9 protein-coding genes and 24 pseudogenes are annotated in these 18157 nt (G+C 74.0%); 17 read left to right on the top strand and 16 right to left on the bottom strand.

What is annotated here, in order from left to right; all coding sequences use genetic code 11:
• Position 1: 1 nt before the first annotated feature.
• From UK94_RS38320 to UK94_RS38270, 11 genes and pseudogenes are all read left to right on the top strand, one after another.
• Positions 2 to 50 (top strand): annotated as a pseudogene (locus UK94_RS38320) (hypothetical protein); the annotation flags it as partial.
• A 1-nt stretch (position 51) separates the two neighbouring features.
• Positions 52 to 217 (top strand): annotated as a pseudogene (locus UK94_RS38315) (TauD/TfdA family dioxygenase); the annotation flags it as partial.
• A 254-nt stretch (positions 218 to 471) separates the two neighbouring features.
• Positions 472 to 883 (top strand): annotated as a pseudogene (locus tag UK94_RS38310) (ABC transporter substrate-binding protein); the annotation flags it as partial.
• Between the two features lies 1 nt (position 884).
• Positions 885 to 1509 (top strand): ABC transporter substrate-binding protein (locus UK94_RS38305; protein ID WP_235486304.1); only part of this gene is annotated, 625 nt, incomplete at its 5' end.
• Positions 1510 to 2046: 537 nt separating this feature from the next.
• Positions 2047 to 2443: pseudogene (locus UK94_RS38295) on the top strand (ABC transporter permease subunit); the annotation flags it as partial.
• Position 2444: 1 nt separating this feature from the next.
• Positions 2445 to 2595, top strand: a pseudogene (locus UK94_RS38290) (ABC transporter permease); the annotation flags it as partial.
• Positions 2568 to 3107: pseudogene (locus tag UK94_RS03155) on the top strand (ATP-binding cassette domain-containing protein); the annotation flags it as partial. The pseudogenes UK94_RS38290 and UK94_RS03155, both read left to right, overlap by 28 nt.
• Position 3108: 1 nt before the next feature.
• A pseudogene (locus tag UK94_RS38285) lies at positions 3109 to 3288 on the top strand (sulfonate ABC transporter ATP-binding protein); the annotation flags it as partial.
• A gap of 1 nt (position 3289) precedes the next feature.
• Positions 3290 to 3371 (top strand): annotated as a pseudogene (locus tag UK94_RS38280) (sulfonate ABC transporter ATP-binding protein); the annotation flags it as partial.
• Between the two features lie 1087 nt (positions 3372 to 4458).
• A pseudogene (locus tag UK94_RS72720) lies at positions 4459 to 4923 on the top strand (BlaI/MecI/CopY family transcriptional regulator); the annotation flags it as partial.
• 1 nt (position 4924) lies between these two features.
• A pseudogene (locus tag UK94_RS38270) lies at positions 4925 to 5028 on the top strand (transcriptional regulator); the annotation flags it as partial.
• A 182-nt stretch (positions 5029 to 5210) separates the two neighbouring features.
• Here UK94_RS38270 and UK94_RS38265 read toward each other — a convergent pair.
• The 10 genes and pseudogenes from UK94_RS38265 to UK94_RS38220 form a co-directional block, all read right to left on the bottom strand.
• Positions 5211 to 5512, bottom strand: a 302-nt coding sequence (locus UK94_RS38265; protein ID WP_268761202.1) for a MarR family transcriptional regulator, incomplete at its 3' end; no start/stop codon positions are given.
• A 424-nt stretch (positions 5513 to 5936) separates the two neighbouring features.
• Positions 5937 to 6836, bottom strand: a pseudogene (locus UK94_RS38260) (MFS transporter); the annotation flags it as partial.
• Position 6837: 1 nt separating this feature from the next.
• A pseudogene (locus UK94_RS38255) lies at positions 6838 to 6925 on the bottom strand (hypothetical protein); the annotation flags it as partial.
• A gap of 1 nt (position 6926) precedes the next feature.
• Positions 6927 to 7462: pseudogene (locus tag UK94_RS38250) on the bottom strand (MFS transporter); the annotation flags it as partial.
• A gap of 1 nt (position 7463) precedes the next feature.
• A pseudogene (locus UK94_RS38245) lies at positions 7464 to 7509 on the bottom strand (hypothetical protein); the annotation flags it as partial.
• A 1-nt stretch (position 7510) separates the two neighbouring features.
• Positions 7511 to 7605: pseudogene (locus UK94_RS38240) on the bottom strand (hypothetical protein); the annotation flags it as partial.
• Position 7606: 1 nt separating this feature from the next.
• A partial coding sequence (locus UK94_RS38235; RefSeq protein ID WP_235486400.1) for a hypothetical protein occupies positions 7607 to 7736 on the bottom strand: 130 nt, incomplete at its 3' end.
• A 299-nt stretch (positions 7737 to 8035) separates the two neighbouring features.
• A pseudogene (locus UK94_RS38230) lies at positions 8036 to 8417 on the bottom strand (methyltransferase); the annotation flags it as partial.
• A 1-nt stretch (position 8418) separates the two neighbouring features.
• Positions 8419 to 8513, bottom strand: a pseudogene (locus tag UK94_RS38225) (methyltransferase); the annotation flags it as partial.
• Between the two features lies 1 nt (position 8514).
• A partial coding sequence (locus UK94_RS38220) for a class I SAM-dependent methyltransferase (RefSeq protein ID WP_235486302.1) occupies positions 8515 to 9037 on the bottom strand: 523 nt, incomplete at its 3' end.
• A gap of 331 nt (positions 9038 to 9368) precedes the next feature.
• Between UK94_RS38220 and UK94_RS38215 the strand changes: the two are divergent.
• The 4 genes and pseudogenes from UK94_RS38215 to UK94_RS38200 form a co-directional block, all read left to right on the top strand.
• Positions 9369 to 9917: pseudogene (locus UK94_RS38215) on the top strand (serine/threonine-protein kinase); the annotation flags it as partial.
• Between the two features lie 32 nt (positions 9918 to 9949).
• A pseudogene (locus tag UK94_RS38205) lies at positions 9950 to 11160 on the top strand (hypothetical protein); the annotation flags it as partial.
• Positions 11161 to 11386: 226 nt separating this feature from the next.
• Positions 11387 to 11716, top strand: a complete 330-nt coding sequence (locus tag UK94_RS03120; protein WP_041938724.1) for a helix-turn-helix transcriptional regulator — start codon at positions 11387 to 11389, stop codon at positions 11714 to 11716.
• A gap of 1634 nt (positions 11717 to 13350) precedes the next feature.
• Positions 13351 to 13947: pseudogene (locus tag UK94_RS38200) on the top strand (hypothetical protein); the annotation flags it as partial.
• Positions 13948 to 14088: 141 nt separating this feature from the next.
• On the opposite strand, the pseudogene UK94_RS72715 reads toward UK94_RS38200, so the two are convergent.
• A pseudogene (locus UK94_RS72715) lies at positions 14089 to 14409 on the bottom strand (helix-turn-helix domain-containing protein); the annotation flags it as partial.
• Between the two features lie 101 nt (positions 14410 to 14510).
• On the opposite strand from UK94_RS72715, the pseudogene UK94_RS38190 reads away from it, so the two are divergent.
• Positions 14511 to 14777: pseudogene (locus UK94_RS38190) on the top strand (NAD(P)-binding domain-containing protein); the annotation flags it as partial.
• Between the two features lie 375 nt (positions 14778 to 15152).
• Here the strand turns inward: UK94_RS38190 and UK94_RS38185 are convergent.
• The 5 genes and pseudogenes from UK94_RS38185 to UK94_RS03100 all read right to left on the bottom strand — a co-directional run.
• Positions 15153 to 15867 (bottom strand): annotated as a pseudogene (locus UK94_RS38185) (MFS transporter); the annotation flags it as partial.
• Position 15868: 1 nt separating this feature from the next.
• Positions 15869 to 16673: MFS transporter (locus UK94_RS38180; protein ID WP_268761201.1), on the bottom strand; the 805-nt coding region annotated here is incomplete at its 3' end.
• A gap of 55 nt (positions 16674 to 16728) precedes the next feature.
• Positions 16729 to 17219 (bottom strand): annotated as a pseudogene (locus UK94_RS38175) (alpha/beta fold hydrolase); the annotation flags it as partial.
• A 1-nt stretch (position 17220) separates the two neighbouring features.
• The coding region (locus tag UK94_RS38170) for an alpha/beta hydrolase (RefSeq protein ID WP_235486300.1) at positions 17221 to 17553 on the bottom strand (333 nt) is incomplete at its 3' end.
• A 129-nt stretch (positions 17554 to 17682) separates the two neighbouring features.
• Complete coding sequence (locus UK94_RS03100; RefSeq protein WP_235486394.1) at positions 17683 to 18027, bottom strand: cupin domain-containing protein; 345 nt, start codon at positions 18025 to 18027, stop codon at positions 17683 to 17685.
• On the opposite strand from UK94_RS03100, the gene UK94_RS38165 reads away from it, so the two are divergent.
• The coding region (locus UK94_RS38165) for a hypothetical protein (protein WP_235486298.1) at positions 17974 to 18157 on the top strand (184 nt) is incomplete at its 3' end. The genes UK94_RS03100 and UK94_RS38165 overlap by 54 nt on opposite strands.

Raw genomic sequence — 18157 nt, 5'->3', positions numbered from 1 at the left:
NATCTCCCGCTCCGAGTTCACCGTGCGGTTCAAGTGGAACCAGGGCGACGNCGCGTTCTGGGACAACCGGGCGACCGCTCATCTGGGGCCGTCCGACCTCGGCCATCTCGACTTCGACCGGGTGCTGTACCGGGTGACCATCGAGGGCGACATCCCGGTCGGCGTGGACGGTCGAGAGTCGGAACTCGTCGCCGGCGAGCCTTTCCTCGGTACCTGACGAGACCGCACCGGCGGGCCAACAGAGCCCGAGCGGCGGTCCGCAGCCCCGAGAGCCGAGAAAGCCGCCGAAAGCCGCGAGGGCCATCTCCCTCGCGGCTTTCGGGCGCACGCCGGACGGCCGCCGACCACCGGCCGGGTCTGACCGACCAGCCGGGTTTGACCGACCGGCCGGGTTTGACCGACCAGCCGGGTTTGACCGACCAGCGGGTTTGACTGACCGGCCGGGTTTGACTGACCGAGAGGGAGATCTCCATGCATCATCGACGACCGTGGGCGCGGCGTCCTTCCCTCCTGACCGCGGGACTCGCCGTGCTCATCACGGTGATCCTGGCCGCCTGCGGCAGCGGCGGCGGGGACGGCGCACGGGCGGCGGCCGGCGACCAGCGGGTGACGCTGCGGATCGGTGACCAGAGCAAGACCCTGGAGCTGCCGCTGACGCTGTCCGGCGCGGCCAGGGGCGCCCCGTACGGTCTGGCCTACAGCACGTTCGCCGACGGGCCGCACATGAATGCCGCCTTCAGCGCGGGGCGCCTCGACGTCGGCTACATGGGTGACACGCCGGTGCTGTTCGCGAACGCCGCGAACGCCGGTGTCGTGGCGATCTCCGTCGCAGAGAACCCGGTGAACAGTCAGACGATCATCGCGAGAGCCGGCTCCGGGATCCNCACGCCGGCTGATCTGCGCGGCCGGCGGGTCGCGTTCACCCTCGGCACGTCGCTGCACGGCTACCTGCTCAACCAGCTCGACGGCGCCGGCCTGAACCAGGACGACATCAGCCCGGTCAACGTGCCCGTCACCAGCCTGACCTCGACGCTGGCCTCCGGCAAGGTCGACGCGATCGTCTACACCCGCCAGTACAGGTCCGCCGTCGCCAGGCAGGCTCCCGGCTCCTACGAGATCCAGACCCGGCCGCTACCGCAGTACTCGGTGCTGCTCGCGTCGAAGTCGGCGCTGAAGAACCCGGCGAAACGCGCCGCGATCCGGGACTTCGTCCTGCGGCTGGCACGGGCCTGGTCCTGGCCCAAGGCCAACGCCGCCCTCTGGGTCCAGAAGTACTACGTCGACCAGCTCAAGCAGGATCCGGTCGCCTCGCGGAAGTACTTCGACTCGCTGCCCGAGGCCCGCTACCGGCCGGTCTCCCCCGCCTTCGTGGCGAGCCAGCGGGTGCAGGCCCGGCTGCTGGGCAGCGTCGGTGAGCTGCCGAAGTCCCTCGACGTCGACGACGAGCTCGATCCCGCGTTCAACGGCGAGCTGACAGCGGCCTTCGCGAAGGCGTTCCCCGCAACCTGAGTGGGCCGCAGTGCGACTGCGCGCGACCGCCTGCGCGGCGGTCGAACAGAGCCGGTACCGGGACGGGTTCATATCCTCTTGAAAGGCGGGTCAAACCGTGACCAGCAAGGGACGGCGTCTCCTCCCCGCCGTGAACGGCGCAGTCTCCACGCCGCAAGTCCGATGACCGAACTCATCTCGCACCACGACGTTGCCGGGCAGCGTGCCGCGTCCCCCGGTCCGCTCGCGGCCGAGCCGGCGACGACCGCAGCCGCACCGGCGGGACGGTCCCAGGTAGTCCTGGTGGACCTCGCCGCCGGGCGGCGCCGCACCACCAGGCGGCGTCGGGTGCCGACGGAGGTGCGCCGCTTCCTCGGCCCGGCGCTGCTGTTCGCGCTGTGGTGGGCCGTGACGGGGCTCGACCTCGTCAGCGATCGCGCGCTGGCCTCGCCCGCGGCCGTCCTCGACGCGGCCCGCGAGCTGTGGCGCAACGGAGACCTCGTCGACAGTCTCGGTGCCTCCCTGTACCGGGTCGGGGCCGGCGTGCTGTTCGGCGTNGGCATCGGGCTGGCGCTCGCCGTCGTCGCCGGCTTCTTCCGGACGGCCTCGGACGTCGTCGACTCGGCGATGAACTTCCTGCGCACGATCCCGGTCATCGCCCTGCTGCCGCTGATCATCGTGTGGATCGGGATCGGCGAGAGCGCCAAGATCTTTCTGATTACCGTCGGCGTCGCGTTCCCCATCTACATGAACACCTACGCGGCGATCCGCGGCGTCGACGCCCGGCTCGTGGAGGCCGGGCAGACCTTCGGGCTGGGCCGGTTCGGGCTGGTGCGCTCGGTCATCGTGCCGGCAGCCGCGCCGGGCTTCCTCGTCGGGCTGCGCTGGGCGCTCGGCGTCGCCTGGCTGCTGCTGGTGTTCGCCGAGCAGGTCAACACCGACTCCGGCCTCGGCTNTCTGCTCAACAGCGCGCAGTCCTGGAACCGCACCGACATCATCGTGCTCTGCCTGGTCGTCTACGGCATTCTCGGGCTGGTCAGCGACGGCCTGGTCCGCCTCCTGGAAAGGATGCTGCTGTCATGGCGCCGCGGCTTCGACGGAACGTGAGCATGCTGGACCCGCAGCACCGGGCACACGCTGCGGCGGCGGATCCTACGCCGGGGGCGGGCGGCGGGGTCGCGGTGCGCGTCCGCGGGCTGCGGCGCGTCTTCGGCGAACAGGTGGTGCTCGACGGGCTCGATCTGACGATCACGCCGGGCGAGTTCGTCGCCCTGCTCGGCCGCAGCGGGTCGGGGAAGAGCACGCTGATCCGGATCCTGGGCGGCTTCGACGATGGTGTGGAGGGCGAGGTGCTGGCCGCCCGGCGGCGTTCGGTCGTCTTCCAGGAGGCGCGGCTGCTGCCGTGGAAACGGGTCCTGCCGAACGTCACGCTCGGCCTGGCCGGCCGGGACGTCGCCGAACGCGGCCGCGTGGCGCTCGCGGAGGTCGGTCTGGCCGGTCGGGAGCGGTCCTGGCCGGCGACGCTGTCCGGCGGCGAGGCTCAACGGGTGGCGCTGGCGCGGGCGCTCGTGCGGGAACCGGATCTGCTCATGCTCGACGAACCGTTCGGCGCCCTCGACNCCCTGACCCGGATCCGGATGCACGCCCTGCTCCAACACCTGTGCCGGCGGCACCAGCCGGCGGTGCTGTTCGTGACGCACGACGTCGACGAGGCGATCCTGCTCGCCGACCGGGTGGTCGTGCTCACCGAGGGCCGGTTCTCCCTGGACGTCCCGGTGGCGGTGGCGTCACCGCGCCGACNGGCCGACCCCGCCTTCGACCGGCTGCGCGCCACGCTGCTCGCCGAGCTGGGCGTGGACGACCTGGCGGCGGCCACCCACTGACAGCCTCCGTGCGGCCGGCCCGCACCATGCCCGCCCGGCCGCGCAGGGGCGCCGCGTTCGCGCGGCTGTCCGCGCGGAAGCCACCATCGGGCGGAGCGTCGGGCCGACGGACTGGCCGGACGAACGGCCGTCACGCCGTCTGCGTAATCAGGCGGGAGCGAGGCGGCTCCGAATGCGGCGGATCATCGCTGTCCCCCCACTAGAATTCGATGCCGTGATGGGTCAGGGCGGTCCGCGGGGCACGGGTGGGGCCGCGCCGGCCATCCCACCGCCCGAGGACCCCACGACCGGCTCCGGCACCGGCACNGGCGCGGGCGGCGCGCGACGCTGGACGGCCGGATGGGCCGCAACCCGCACCGGGCGGATCGCCCGGGCCACGGTGGCAGCACTGCTGACCGTCGGGTTGGCGGTGGCCGCGCACGTCCTCGCCTGCGGCCGGGCGCCAGCCGTCGCGGTCGTGCTGGTGGGGATCGTCCTGGTGCTGCGCGTCTGCTGGGGCGTGTCGGAGCGCCGCGTGTCGATGTCCCGGCTGGTCGGACTGGTGCTCGCCGTCCAGGGATGCCTGCACGTGGCCTTCGGGCTGTCCGCCCCCGCTGGTCACGCCGGCCATGCCGGCATCGGCGGCGGGGCAGACCACGCGGGGCTCGCGGCCGCGTCGCCGGCGGACCTGGTACCCGGCGGTGCGGCGATGCTCGGCCTGCACCTGGCCGCGGCGCTGCTCCTCGCCGGGTGGCTCGCCCTCGGCGAGCGCCTGCTCTGGCAGGCTGCGCGCGGCGCGGTACGGGTGGCCCGTCGCGCGGTGGGCCGGCTNCACCGCCCTCGGCCGGCCGGCGGTGTGCCCGCGACGGTCGCGAGCCAGCGAATTCTCGCCATCTCCAGGCCGCCTGACGCGGCGTGCTCGCTGTGGCTCCGGCATGTGGTCGTGCGGCGCGGACCGCCACGCCTTGCGGCCCGACAAACCGCGGCCCGTCGCGGCGCACAGGCATCCGTTTCGTAGCACCGGTCTCCAGGACTCGGAGCAACCATGTCACGATCATTTCCGGCACTTCCCGTCTCGAATCCGCCGCTGCCGGCGGCCCNCCCCTCGATGAGCCGCATCGGTCGGGCAACGACGATCAGCCCGGCGACCACGATCGGCCCGGCGATCACCCTCGGTCCGGCAGCCACAACCAGCCCGGCAACGACACCAGGCCAGGCACTGACCGCAGGCCAGGCAATGACCGCAGGCCCGGAAATCACCGCAGGCCCGGCAGCCGCAGTCGACCTGGCGACGACAGGGGCGGTCGGCCCGACCGCCGCCTCCACCGTGCCCCAGCCCAAGAGGGCCGCCGGGGATCTGGAGCGGGCCGTCCTGACCCTGCTGTGGTCGGCCGACGAGCCGTTGATGCCCTTCCAGGTCCAGCAACGCCTCGGCGCCGGACTCGCGCAGAGCACGATCGCGACGACCCTGCTGAGGCTGGTGAACAAGGGGATGGTCCAGCGGGCGCCGCGCGGAAGGGGCTTCGCCTACCGTCCCCTGCGGCGGGCTGCGGACCACGCAGCGGGGCAGATGNTCGACTTCCTGCGACGCGGCGAGAATCCCGACAGCGTCCTGCGGTGCTTCGCCCGCCGCCTCTCCACCGATCAGCGCGATGTCCTTCTCCGCGCGCTGACCTGATCGGCAGCCGATCCCGCCTGGCGGGCAGGTCGCCGGCAACGGCCGGACGCAGTGCACGGGAAGCCAGATGCGGCACGTGGGGTACGGTCCGTCGGCGCAGACCGTGCAAGGCGCACTGCAACCAGCCCCGCCGCGGTTCAGACCTGCTCGTCCAGGGCTAGGCCGTCGCGGCGGGGTCCTCNCCGGCGAGGTGGGCGGTGATCCGGTCGAGCGTGGCGAGGTCGGCCGCGTCGAGCGCGACGAGTGCCGCGGGCGGCCGGTTGAGCATGTCGTCGGCGAGTCGGGCCGCCGTCCGGCCCGAGGCGGTCAGCTCGACGAGCTTCGAGCGCCGGTCGTCCGGGTGCACGGTGCGTTCGGCCAGGCCGCGCCGTTCCAGCTCGTGCACGGTCAGGGTGGTGTACGGGCGGTCGATCGACAGGGCGGCGGCGAGTTCGCCCAGCGTCAGCGGCCCGGCCTGTAGCGCCAGGAGCGCCTTGACCCGGATGAAGCTGAGGTCCAGCGCCTCGCAGACCTCNCGCCGGCGCTCGTTGCGATCGACCACGACCGCCCGGATCCGCCGCCACACCCGAGCCGCTCGCGCCGACCTCTCCGCCCGCCCGGACAGCCCCGGCGCGGCGGAACGCACGCCCGCGTCGGCGAGTCCGGCTGCATCGGCGAGTCCGGCCGCATCGGCGAGTCCGGCCGCATCGGCCGGCCCGGATGCATCGGCCGGCCCAGGCGTATCGGCCGGTCCGGATGCATCGGCCGGCCCAGGCGTATCGGCCGGTCCGGGTGCATGGGCCGGCTGGGGCGCATCAAACGGCCCGGCCATGTCGGCCGGTACAGCCGGCTCGGGTTGCCCGCCGGGGACGCCGACGGGCTCCGGCGGGTCGGCCACCGCCGTGGCGGTCGGCGTGGAATCGCGCCGGTCAGCGCGTGGGAGCGAACTCATCGTGACCATCCTGCCCGGAGGAACCGTGGGACCGAGACCGGGCGGCGACGCCGACGCGCCCCGCCCTGGACCGCCGCCGGAAAGCGCTCTGTCGCCAGACGGGGCGACTGGCACGGTCGTCGTCACCCGCGACCATCCCCGCCGCCACGGGCCGCACCGGTCGCCGATGCCGCCCGCCCCCCTCGCCGCCCCCGAGGCGCGCGCCGCCCGCGGCCGGCCGGCCGTCCTCGAGACGCCCCGCCGACGCGGCGTCCCGAGCCTCCGGCGTCCGATCGGCATCGGCATCGGCCGTGGCGGTGGCCCTGCCGGCGGTGGCGGCGGTGGCGGCGATCCCAGAGGCGACGGCGGTGGCCCCGGGGGCGGCATCGGCGGCGAGCCGGGCGGCGGTGCGCTGCGCGGTGCCGCGCGCCCAGGTGCCGGTGCTCGCGGCTCCGAGCAGCAGCACGCCCGCTCCGCAGAGCACGATGGTCCACCAGCCGACGGCGCTGGTCGGGTCGACGACCCCGCCGCGGCCGGCGACGTGCGCCGCGGCGAGCGACCCGATGACCGCGACGCCGAGGGACTGCCCGACCTGACGGCTCGTCGAGGCGATGCCGGCGGCCACCCCGGCCTGGGACTGCGGCATGCCGGTCACGGCCGTGTTGGTGATCGGCGCGTTGACCATGCCGAATCCTAGCCCGACGAGCACATAGGCCGACACGAGCCAGAGTATCGAGGTGCTCACACCCAGCGCGGTCAGCATCACGCTGCCCGCGGTCATCGTCACGCCCGCGATGAGCAGCGGGGTGCGGGCCCCGCGGCTGGCCACGAGCCGCCCGGCGATCGGCGCGGACACCACCGTCATCCCGGCCATCGGCAGGGTGGTGATCCCGGCGAGNAACGGCGAGTAGCCGCGGACCTCCTGCAGGTACAGCGTGTTGAGGAACAGGAAGCCGGCCAGCGCGGCGAAGGCGAACACGGCGATGCNGGTCGCCCCGGCGAACGGCGCCGCCCGGAAGAAGCGGACGTCCAGCAACGGCTGGGCACGGCGGCCCTCGTAGCGGACGAGCACGGCCGCCGCCAGCGCCGACACCGCGAACAGCGCCAGCGTCCGGGCGGCGAGCCAGCCCGCCGACGGAGCCTCGATGATCCCGTAGGTGAGCGAGGCCAGGATGACGATCACCAGGGCCTGCCCCACCGGGTCGAACCGGCGGGCCCGCGCCGCGCGCGACTCCGGGACGAACAGACCCGCGAGCACCAGCGCCGCGACGCCGACGGGGACGTTCACCCAGAAGATCGCTCGCCAGCTCACCGACTCGACGAGCGTCCCGCCGAGCACCGGCCCCAGCGCCATGCTGACGCCGATCACCGCGCCCCACACCCCGATCGCCCGGGCTCGTTCCCGCGAGTCGGTGAAGGTGTTGCTGATGATGGACATGGCGACCGGGTTGAGCATCGACCCGCCGACCGCCTGCACCATCCGGAAGACGATCAGCCAGGTCAGGCTCGGCGCGAGGCTGCACANCAGCGACCCGAGGGTGAACAGCACCAGCCCGGTCTGGAAGACCCGGNGACGGCCGAGCCGGTCGCCCGTCGACCCGCCGAGCATGAGCAGGCTGGCCAGCACAAGGGTGTAGGCGTCGATCGTCCACTGCAGGCCGGAGGCGNAGGCGTGCAGGTCACGGCGCAACGACGGCAGGGCGACGTTCACGATCGTGTTGTCGAGCCCGACGATGAACAGGCTCATGCAGCAGATCGCCAGGACGAGTAGGCGCCGTCCTCGGGTCAGGTCGGACATCAGCAGCTCCCAGCGAGCGGAGTGGCCGGCTCCGACGACTGTGCGGCGCCNGGGCCCGACCACACCCCGGATAGTTGTATCTAAACAATCTTTAACCTACTGCAACGGTCTCGCGGCGCGCCTTGTGCCACCGCCCGTCCTGCCCGCCGCGACGAGATCGCCGAAGCGCGGGGAGTTGCCGGAGGNTGATGACCGCGGCAAGCCCGTCGGACCGTCACCAACCTCCAGCATTTCCCCACCGCTATACGGCCCCGACTGCTATACGGCCCCGACCGCGGCGACCACCGGGACGATCGGCGTCACCCCGTCTCGCGCCGAGCCGTGAGCAGGAGGCGGCCGGCGCCCAGGGTGTATGGCGTGCCGTCCGGGCCGGCGTAGCGCCGGATGTCGGTGAACCCGGCGTCCGTCAGCAGGTCGCCCAGATGGGCGCTGGTGTAGACGTGGTGCAGCGCGGTGGCGGCGAGCCGCCGCGCCCCCTGGCTGAAGCGGTAGCGGCTGATCAGGCAGCTCGCCGCGACGTCGTACTCGGTGGTCGTCTCCACGGTGATGTCGCCGGTCCGCATGGTGCGCGGCGCCCCGGTGAAGCTGGGCAGGATCGACTCTGCCGTCGCGCCGAAGTCGACAGCCAGCCCGCCGCCCGGGCGGACGGCCCGGCCGAGCGCCGCGGCGAAGGCCCGGGTGNCGGCCAGGTCCAGGTAGCCGAAGCTGTTACCCAGGCAGACCGCGGCGTCGAAGACGCCGAACCGGCCGAGGTCACGCATGTCGCCGTGTTCGAACNCCACGGCCTGCCCGGCGACCCGCGCCGCACGCCGGGCGTGAGCGATGGCCTCCGTGGACAGGTCGACCCCGGTCACCCGGTGGCCGCGGGCGGCGAGGGCGAGGCTGTGCCGGCCGCTGCCGCACGGGACGTCCAGGATCCGCGAATCGCGCGGCAGGCCGAGCCGGGCCTCGACGAAGTCGACGTCGGCCTCGGTCCATTCCGGGGTGGCGGCGCGCCGCCAGAACTCGTTGGGAAGGTCGGTGAAGAAGTCCGCGTACCACGCGGACGTGATGTGGCCGGACGGGCTGTGGCTGGACAACGCAGGATGCTCCCGAATGAGGTACCTCGACAGGACGTTGCTGTCGCGGGACACCGGGAGAAGGACAGCCGCGCAGATCAACCGGCCGGCGGACGACTGGGCTCCGCGGAACGAACGGGTTCCGCGGAACCACCGGACTTCGCGGAACAACTGGGCTCCGCGGGACCATCGGACTCCGCGGACGACGATCTCCCGCGAAACGGCCCGAGGCCGGCGTGGCATTGCGCGTGACCACCGCCGGGCCGGGATGGCCGGGCGGTCACCGGTGACCCGGGACGGGGCCCGGGGCAGCCATGGCATCCTCCATGCTCGCCGCCGGACCGACGCCCGGCAGGACTGCGGGCCAGGCTAAACCGTCCGGCCCGGGTCGGCAACGGAATTTCCGCACCGGCCGGCCTCGTCCGCCCGCCCGGATTCGAGACGGGGCACGCCCGTATCCTCAGTGCGGGTCGAACCAGGTTCGGGGAGGGCAACGGCGGTGTTACCCCTGCGTCCCGACGATCCTGCGCTGATCGGCGACTACCGGCTGCTGCAACGGCTCGGTGCCGGCGGCATGGGCCGGGTGTACCTCGGTCGCAGCCCGGGCGGGCGCACCGTGGCGATCAAGGTGATCCGATCCGAGTTCGCCGACGACCCGCAGTTCCGCCAGCGGTTCCGGCGCGAGGTCGACGCGGCCCGTCGGGTGGGCGGGGCGTGGACAGCCCCGGTGCTCGACGCCGACCCCGACGCCGAGCAGCCCTGGCTGGTCACCGCCTTCGTGCCCGGTCCGTCGCTGCACGAGGCCGTCCGCACCCACGGCCTGCTGCCCGCCCGCACCGTCCGGGCCCTCGGCGCGGGCCTGGCCGAGGCGCTGATCGCCGTGCACGGCGCGGGCCTCGTGCACCGGGACCTCAAGCCGTCCAACGTGCTGCTGAGCCTGGACGGTCCGCGGGTCATCGACTTCGGCATCTCCCAGGCGGTCGACGCAACCACGCTGACGCATACCGGGGCGGCGATCGGTTCGCCGGCGTTCATGGCGCCCGAGCAGATCGGGACCGGGGACGTCGGGCCGGCCAGCGACGTCTTCGCCCTCGGCGCGGTGCTCGTGCACGCCGCGACCGGCNCGAGTCCGTTCCAGGCCGCCACCGTGCCGGNGATGATGTACGCCGTCCTGTCGCGGGAGCCGGACCTGGCCGCCGTGCCGGACGACCTGCGCGACCTGATCGGCGCCTGCCTGCGCAAGGACCCCGGCGAGCGTCCCGCGCCCACCGCGGTGCTGGCCGCGCTGGCGCCGGCCGGTGGCGCGGCCACGCTGATCGCCGCCGGCTGGCTGCCCGCAACGCTCGTCACCGCCCTGAGCCGCCGCGCCGTCGCCCTGCTCGACCTCGACGCCCCGACCCGCCCGCCCCCGCCGCGGGACCTGTCCGGAACCAGTCCCCCGCACTCGACTGGCATCCCGAACCACCCCGAGCCGCCGGCCGCCATCACCGGCCCGGACGCGAGCCACGGACCGCGGCCGGATCGCGGCCGCACCCGGAACGTCCCGTCCGACCCACGCGGGTATCCACCGCCCGGCACCACCCCGCCGCCCGACGCATACCGACCGCCCGGCGCCACCCCATCACCCGACGCATACCGACCGCCCGGCGCCACCCCGCGGCCCGACGCCTTTCCACCACCCGGCGCCCTCCCGCCACCTGGCGCAACCCCGCGACCCGGCACTGGCTCGGCGCCCGGGCCCCTGCCGGGTCAGGACCCGCTGTGGCCGCCGGCCGCGCCCCGGCAGCCGGCGACGCGGCGACGACGGTCTCGTGTCCTCGCGGTCCTCGCGGGCGCGGGCGCCGTCGGTCTGGCTCTGGTCGCCCTGGCCGTGGTGCTGATCGTCGATCGTGGCTCCGGCGGCGGCTCCGACGGCGGCACCGCCACTGCCGGCGGTGCCCGCTCGGGCGCCACGTCCGGCGCAACCGCGGGCGCGGCGTCGGGGTCGGGATCGGGGGCGGTCGGCGGCGAACGGCTCGCCGGGGCGAACCCGTCGACGAGCCCGGCCGTGACCGCGGGCGCGGCGGTGCCGGCCGGATACGTCGGCACCTGGCGCGGCGAGATCACCACGCCGTCGGGCCTGGCGCAGAACGCCGTCGTCACGGTGCACCCGGGGCTGACCGGTCAGGCCGTGGCGCATTCCGAGATCACCGTCGACGGGCTGACCCAGGCCGACGGGCAGCCCATCCGCTGCACCGCCGATCTGCGGCTCGTGAGCATCTCCGGCGGCCTGAGCCTGCAGGACATCCCTGGCACGGGCTCGGACCCGAAGATCCTGGGTATCTCCGCGTGCTCGCACGGCGGCCGGATCTCGCTGCTCCTGCAGGNCGACGGCACGGTCCGCTTCGCCGCCGACGCCCCCGGCACCGGCAACCCGACCGGCACCCTGATCCGCGACCGGTAGCCGCGACCGGTCACCAGTTATCGGTCACCGGTCACCGGTCACGGGCGGTTGCCACGATGATCAGGNCACGGGGACGGCACCGCAGCTCGTTCGTCGGCCAGAAGGATCCACGTTGACGAGTCTAAATCTACATATGTAACTTAAGAAGTATGGCAGGTTTGTCCCGCGTCACGCCGGCGACGCTCGACGTCCTCGAGGTGCTCCTCGACGACGATGTCGAGCCGTATGGCCTGGCGATCGCCAGGAAGGCCGGGCTGGCGACCGGCAGCGTGTTCCCGATCCTGGCCCGCCTGGAACGCCTCGGATGGGCGAGCTCCTCCTGGGAGGAGTCCGACCGTCCCGGCCCTCGCCGCCGGCTGTACCGGTTCACCCCCGAGGGGATGGCCGGCGCCCGCGCGCTGCTCGCCGAGCGCAGGCCGCGCCGCGGGCACGGGCACGGGCGCCACGGCACGTTCACCACGCCCGAGGGAGCGTGGTGAACGCCCCGACGACAGGTGCGGCAGTCACGACAGGTGCGGCGGGTGCGACAGGTGCCGGCGGTGCCCGCGCCGCCGGCACGCCGCGACGGGTCGCTGCCCGCGTCGGCCTCGGTGTCGTCATCGGGACGTATCTGGGCGACGCCCTGTCGGCGTTCTTCCCCGGCACCCCCGGCTATCCGGTGGTCGCCGCCGGCTCGCTGCTCGGGCTGCTCCTCGGCCTGCTGACGGCGCACCGCCGCGAGCTCGCGTCGGCGTCGCTGGGCCTGGCGGCGGGCGCGGTCACGGGCCTGGTCGCCAACCCCGTCGCCCCCGTCGCGATCGCCCGGACCTACCGCAATGCGGGGACCGCCGACTACGGCTACCAGCCGGTCGTGACCCTGGTGTTCCTCGCGGCGCTCGGGGCTGCCCTCGGCCAGGTCGTCGAGCGCCGTCCGCGGTTCACGAAGCCCGTGTCGGGTCTGGCGCTGGGCGCTCTGGGCGGGCACTTCGCCGGTCTTGCCGCGAAGACCGGCGCCGGTCGCTTCGTCGCCGACAGCGCCGGGCCGCGTCTCGACCACCTCGACGGTGCCGGTCACGCCGACACACTCGTCTCCGGGTACGGGTATGCCCACGGCTACGCCTCGGCCGTGTTCGTGGCCGGTGGGGCGGTGCTGGGGTTGCTCGTCGGCCTGGTGGCCGACCGTCGCCGTGGGCTCGCACGCCCAACGCTGGGCCTGGCGCTCGGCGCCCTCCTCGGTGGCCTCGGCGTCGCGGCGAGCCGGAGCATGTACGCCGCGTTCACCAGCCCGACCCTCATCGACGGCCTGGGATCCGACCCCGTCGGGAGGTTCGCCGGCGTCGGCTATCTCGGCGACCTTGACCCTGGCCACGGGCTGGCCCTCGTGGCGGGTGGTGCGGCGCTGGGCCTGCTGCTCGGCCTGCTCGCCGAGCGCTGGCACCGGATTGCGACACCGCTGCTGGGAGCGGCGGTCGGTGGTGTGGTCGGTCATGTCGCCGGTGGCGGGTTGCGGCTCGTGGACAGCACGTCCTTCGACTGGCCCGACTCGCTCACCTGGTCAGGGGGGAGCGAGCCCGCCGGCCCGGCCCAGTCGCTCGTGGTCGGCCACGGCAACGGGCAGGTCGTCGCCCTGCTGATCGGCGCCGTGCTGGGCGGCGTCGCCGGCCCGCTCGCCGGCCCGCTCGCCGGCCGTCGCCGTCGGCTCCTCACGCCCTTGGCGGGTCTGGTGCTGGCCGTCTCGGCCGTGTCCGCGGTCAGCGTCGGCTACGACAACTTCGTCCTGCTCGCCAGCGCGCCCTCACCGCCGAGCAACGACGCTCTGGGAGTCAGGATCGCTGTCCTTGCGCTGGCCTGCCTGGTCGCCGGGCTGGGAGCCGGCGTGATCGCCGGTCGGTGTCCCCGCCTCGTCCGTCCGACGCTGGGCCTGGTGTTCGGCGCGATCGTCGGCCAGACCGCGGCAGACGTGGCGGCGGACGCGTACCTGTTCGCCGTCGACTACACCTACAACCATCCGTCGGACACCCGCTGGGCGGGGGTCGTGGGTCTGCTGGCCGGTGCCGCGGCAGGGCTGGTGCTCGGCGCGATCGCCAACCGCCGGCCCCGGCTCGCGGGCCCCTCGCTGGGGCTGGCTCTCGGNGCCCTCGCGGGTTCCGCGGCCGGTTCCGCCTACGCCTCCAGCCTTTTTGAGGAGAACCGGCACCCGCCGGACGCCCTGTCCGTCTACGTCTGCACCGCCATGGTCGCCGGTGCCGTGTTTGGCCTGCTGGCCGGTCTCACGACGCGCTGGCCACGCCGACGGCGGCGCGTCCTGGGCGCGCTCGCGGGGGTCTTCTCGGGGGCACCGCTGTCGGCGTTGGTGTTCGAGATCTCCCCGGCCGTTCTGCTCGTCCTCAGCGGGGCAGTCGGAGCGGTCGTGGCCGCCGGCGGACTGGGAGCGTCGTCCGCCCCGTCAGCCGGGAGTACCCCGTTCCGGTCGTCGTCGTTGCCGACAAGGCGGGTGGTCCGCCTGCTGCGGCCGGGCATGTTCGCGCACGGCCTGGTCGGGCTGGCGGCGGCAATCGCGGCGTCCGACGGCCAGCAGGAGCGCTACGCGGAGGAGTTCGAGGCGACGCTCGTGGACGTCGACGGTCGGCTGCGTCGTACCAGGAGGTTGTGGTGCGCGCTGACGATCCTGGCGGGTGCCGCGCTGCTGCGCGCCGAGCTGGCCAGGAAGGAGGCCGAACGTCGGTCCTGAGAGCGCGGACGACGCGGCACGGCGAACGAGCGGCCGGCCCGGGAGGCTCGGCGTGATCACATCCTGCCTCAGCCGCGGCGCAGCGCTGACGGCGGCGTCCCGGCCGCGTGTTCCCGCGTCGAGGAGCTCGTCGCCATGCTCGCGCGTCCAGTCACCGAGCGCCTTCATCGGGCCTTCGACCAGGCTGTGCCCCAGCGGGGTCAGCCCGTACTCGACCCGGGGCGGCGCCTGCGCGAAGGAGCGACGGTCCACCAGGCCGTGGGCGCACAGCCGGCGCAGCGCTTCGGTGAGGACCTTGTCGCTCATGCCGCCGATCGCGGCCCGCAGCTCGCGGCGCCGCCGGGGGCCAGGGCGCAGCGCCATCAGGACGACGGGATCCCAGGTGTGGGCGAACAGGTCGGTCGTCGCCCGCAGGCGGCAGTCCGCGACCAGCTCCACGCAGGCGTCATCGCGCTCGCTCATCCTCGCCATCGTCGTAGGTTTCTCACGCACCGATCGGTACGTAAGCAGATCTCTACCGTGGGCAGCGCAGCGGTCGGCGGAACGAGGGAGGGACCANGCGGATCGGGATTCTGGGCACCGGAGCCCTGGCCGAGGCACTGGGCACGGGTTGGGCCCGGGCCGGGCACGAACTGGTGGTCGGCGGCCGGTCGCGGGCGAAGGCGCAGGCACTCGCCGGCCGTCTGGGCGCCGGCGCGCGGGCGGCCGACCCGCGAGAGGTGGTCGCCGGGCGGGACGCAGTGCTGCTCGCGGTGCTGTGGAGCGGCGTCGCGGACGTGCTGCGCGACGTGGACGCCGCCGCCGGCGCCCTGGCCGGCACCACCCTGATCGATCCGACCAATGCCGTGGAGCACGGCGTCGGAGTGCTCCTCACGGGGGCCGGGACGTCCGCCGCGGGCCAGATCGCCGCGTGGGCTCCCGGCGCTCTCGTGGTGAAGGCGTTCCATCTGTTCCCCGCGGAGCAGTGGACGGCACCGCCGCCCGGCGACGCTGCCGGCACGGCACCGGCGACGGTGGTGATCTGCGGCGACGACGCCGGCGCGCTGCGCATCACCGGCGAGCTCATCCGCGACGTCGGCGGGACGCCGGCCGTGCTGGGCCCGTTGGCCCGCGCCCGCCAGCTCGAGGAGGCCGCGGGTTTGGTCATCGGCCTGGCCTTCGCGGGCTTCGACCCCAGCTCCGCCATCCCCCGCGTCCCGACCCAGTCACCGTCCCCGGACGGCTCGGTGGTCCGACCGCCGCGATGCGGCCGGACGGCCGGGAAGCAGGAGCGAGGCAACGGCCGCGGTGGCGGTGACGACTGCTGCGCCGAGCAGTGCGTGAGCATAGCCGTCGGCGAGGGCGGCGGCTACGGAGTGGGTTTGCAGACGCGCGGCGGTGGTGGGGACGGCAACGGCGTGGGCAGCAGCGGTGGTGTGGGCGGCGAGGGTGGCCAGCGCGGCGAGGCCGAGCGCGCCGCCGACCTGCCGTGAGGTGTTGACCAGGCCGGCGGCCAGGCCGGAGTGCGCCCGGTCGATCCCCTGGGTGGCGGTGACGGTGGTCGGGGTGATCGCCAGGCCCAGGCCGAGGGCGGTCAGCAGGAACGGTGCCAGCACATCGGTGCGGTAGTCCCCGTCGACGCCGACCCGCGACAGCCACGCGAAGCCGGCCGTGCTCAGCGCCATGCCGATCACGAGGAGACGACGGGGGCCGAGCGTCCCGAGCAGGCGGACGGAGATCCGGGCTCCGACGATGATGGACAGGGCCCCGGGAAGGAGACACCACCCGGTGCGGACGGCGTGCAGATGCAGGACCTGCTGCAGGTACAGCGACAGCAGGAACCACATCGGGAACAGCGCCCCGCCAATGAAGATCATGATGAGGTTCCCGCCGGCGAGGGTGCGACGGCGCAGCATCGCCAAGGGGACCAGGGGTTGCGCGNCAGTGAACTCGATCGCGACGAATCCGGCGAGCAGCAGCACCGCGGCGGCGAGGGGAACGGCGACCCGGGGGTCGGCCAGGCCGTGAGTCTCTGTGTTGACCACCCCGTAGACCAGCGCCGTCAACGCGGCGAAGACGGCTGCGGCCCCCGGCAGGTCCAGGCGGCGCAGGGCGTCCGCCGCGCGCCCGTCGGCGGCGGGGATGCGGCCGCCGGCCACGGCGAGGACGGCCGCGCCGGCCGGGACGTTGACGAACAGGACCCAGCGCCAGCCGAGGTACTGGGTGAGCACCCCGCCCAGGACCGCGCCGGCGGCACCGCCGGTGGTCGTCACGGTGCTCCAGGCGCCCACGGCCCGGGTGCGGGCTGTGGGCTCGGTGAACGTCGTGGTGATCAGAGTGAGGGTGGCCGGGGCGAGGAACGCGGCGCAGACTCCCTGGCCCGCCCGGGCGGCGATGAGCACGGCGCCGCTGGTCGCCAGACCGCCGGCCAGCGACGCCAGGGTGAACCCCGCCAGGCCTGCCAGGAAGACACGCCGGACGCCGACGAGGTCCGCGACCCGACCGCCGAGCAGCAGCAGCCCGGCGAACCCGAGGGTGTAAGCGGTGACGATCCACTGCTGACCCGCGGCGCTCAGGCCCAGGCCGTGCCGCATCGCGGGCAGCGCCACGTTCACGATGGACACGTCGAGAATGACCATGAACTGGGCCACGCAGGCGAGCGTCAGGATCGCGGCCTTCGAGGAGGTCGTCGAGGCGGTCGCCGCCGATGGGGCGGGGCGGGCGATCGCCTGTGGTTGCGTGGACATCGGCATGGACACGGCGCGGACCTCCCGGTCGGTCGGATGATCAGAACTTCGCCGGCTACTCCCCGTCCGTCGGCGTGCCGTCGACGAACTGCACGAACTGCACGAGCAGGGTCAGCAGCGCATCGGGGGCCTCGAGATGCGGCAGGTGTCCGGCTGCGGGCAGCAGGTGGAAGGCGGCGCCGGGGATGGCCGCGGCGTACTGCCGGCCGTAGGCCGGCACGGCCATCCGGTCCGCCTCGCCCCAGACCACGAGCGTGGGAACGGCGAGTCCGCCCAGGCGTCCGGCCAGGCTCGGGTCGGCCATCGTCGGGCCGCCGTAGGCCTGCAGGGCCGCCCGGTTGCCCGCGGTGACGGACTTCTGCGCGTCGGTCAGCGCGGCCAGGTTGATCCGGAACCTGTCCGGGTCGGCGTAGCTGAGGTTCACGACCGCGTCCAGCGTCAGGGCGAAGAAGTCGGCGACGGGGTGCTTGGCGCTGGTGGGGCCGATGGCGTTGAGCAGGACGAGGCGTCCGACCCGCCTGGGCGCGGCGAGCGCGAGTTCCGCGGNGATCCAGCCGCCGATCGAGTTCCCCACGACGGTCACGTCGGTGAGGTCGAGCAGGTCCAGCAGGCCGCGGTAGACCTCGGCGAGCCGGCGGACGGAGTCGATGCCGTCAGGCCGGGGGGTGCCGCCGAACCCGGGGTGCTTCGGGGTCAGGACCCGGGCCGGCCCGTGGGCGGCGAGCAGGTCGGCGAAGCCGGCGACCGAGTCGGGACCGGCGCCGCCGTGCAGCAGCAGGACGACCCGGCCCTGCCCGCGCTCGGTGACGGTGACGGGCACGGGGCCGGACGACGTGGGCACCTGGTGGACGGCCGTCGAGAGGCCAGTGGTGGTGAACATGCGATCTCCTCGTGACGGAACGGGTGNGCCGCATGAGAGGGGCGGCGCGAGGGGGGCGGCGCGAGGGGGCGGCGCGCTGCCGGCGTNCAACGACGTGCAGGGGCGACGGGCGCGGAGCCGATCAGTGGCTCAGTCGGCGTAGTCGGTGGCCACCTCGGTGGCGTACCGGCTCATGACCTGCGCGGTCGCCTCGGGCGTCGCGGGGCCGGTCTGGGCGATCATGTCCCGCAGGTCGCGGAAGTACTGCACATACAGGTCCGGGGTGAAGGTGTTGAGCAGCACCAGCGGTTCGTCGCCGGGGTTGGCGAAGGTGTGCGGCGCGCCGGGCGGGATCATCGCGAGGGTGCCGGCCGGCGCGTCGTAAATGGTGGTGCCGACGGTGAACCGGGCGGTCCCGGAGACGACGTAGAAGCCTTCGTCGTGCCGGCCGTGCCGATGTTGCGGCGGTCCGTCGGTGTGCGGGGCGAGGGTGATCTCGCCGATCCCGATGCGGTGGCCGGTGGTGCTGCCGTCCTCCAGGACTGTCTCTTATACACATCTGCCGTGCCGATGTTGCGGCGGTCCGTCGGTGTGCGGGGCGAGGGTGATCTCGCCGATCCCGATG

Source organism: Frankia sp. AvcI1 (assembly GCF_001420875.1).
Lineage (GTDB): Bacteria > Actinomycetota > Actinomycetes > Frankiales > Frankiaceae > Frankia > Frankia alni.
Note: the sequence above shows the minus strand (reverse complement) of the source record. Positions and strands in the feature narration are given on the sequence as shown.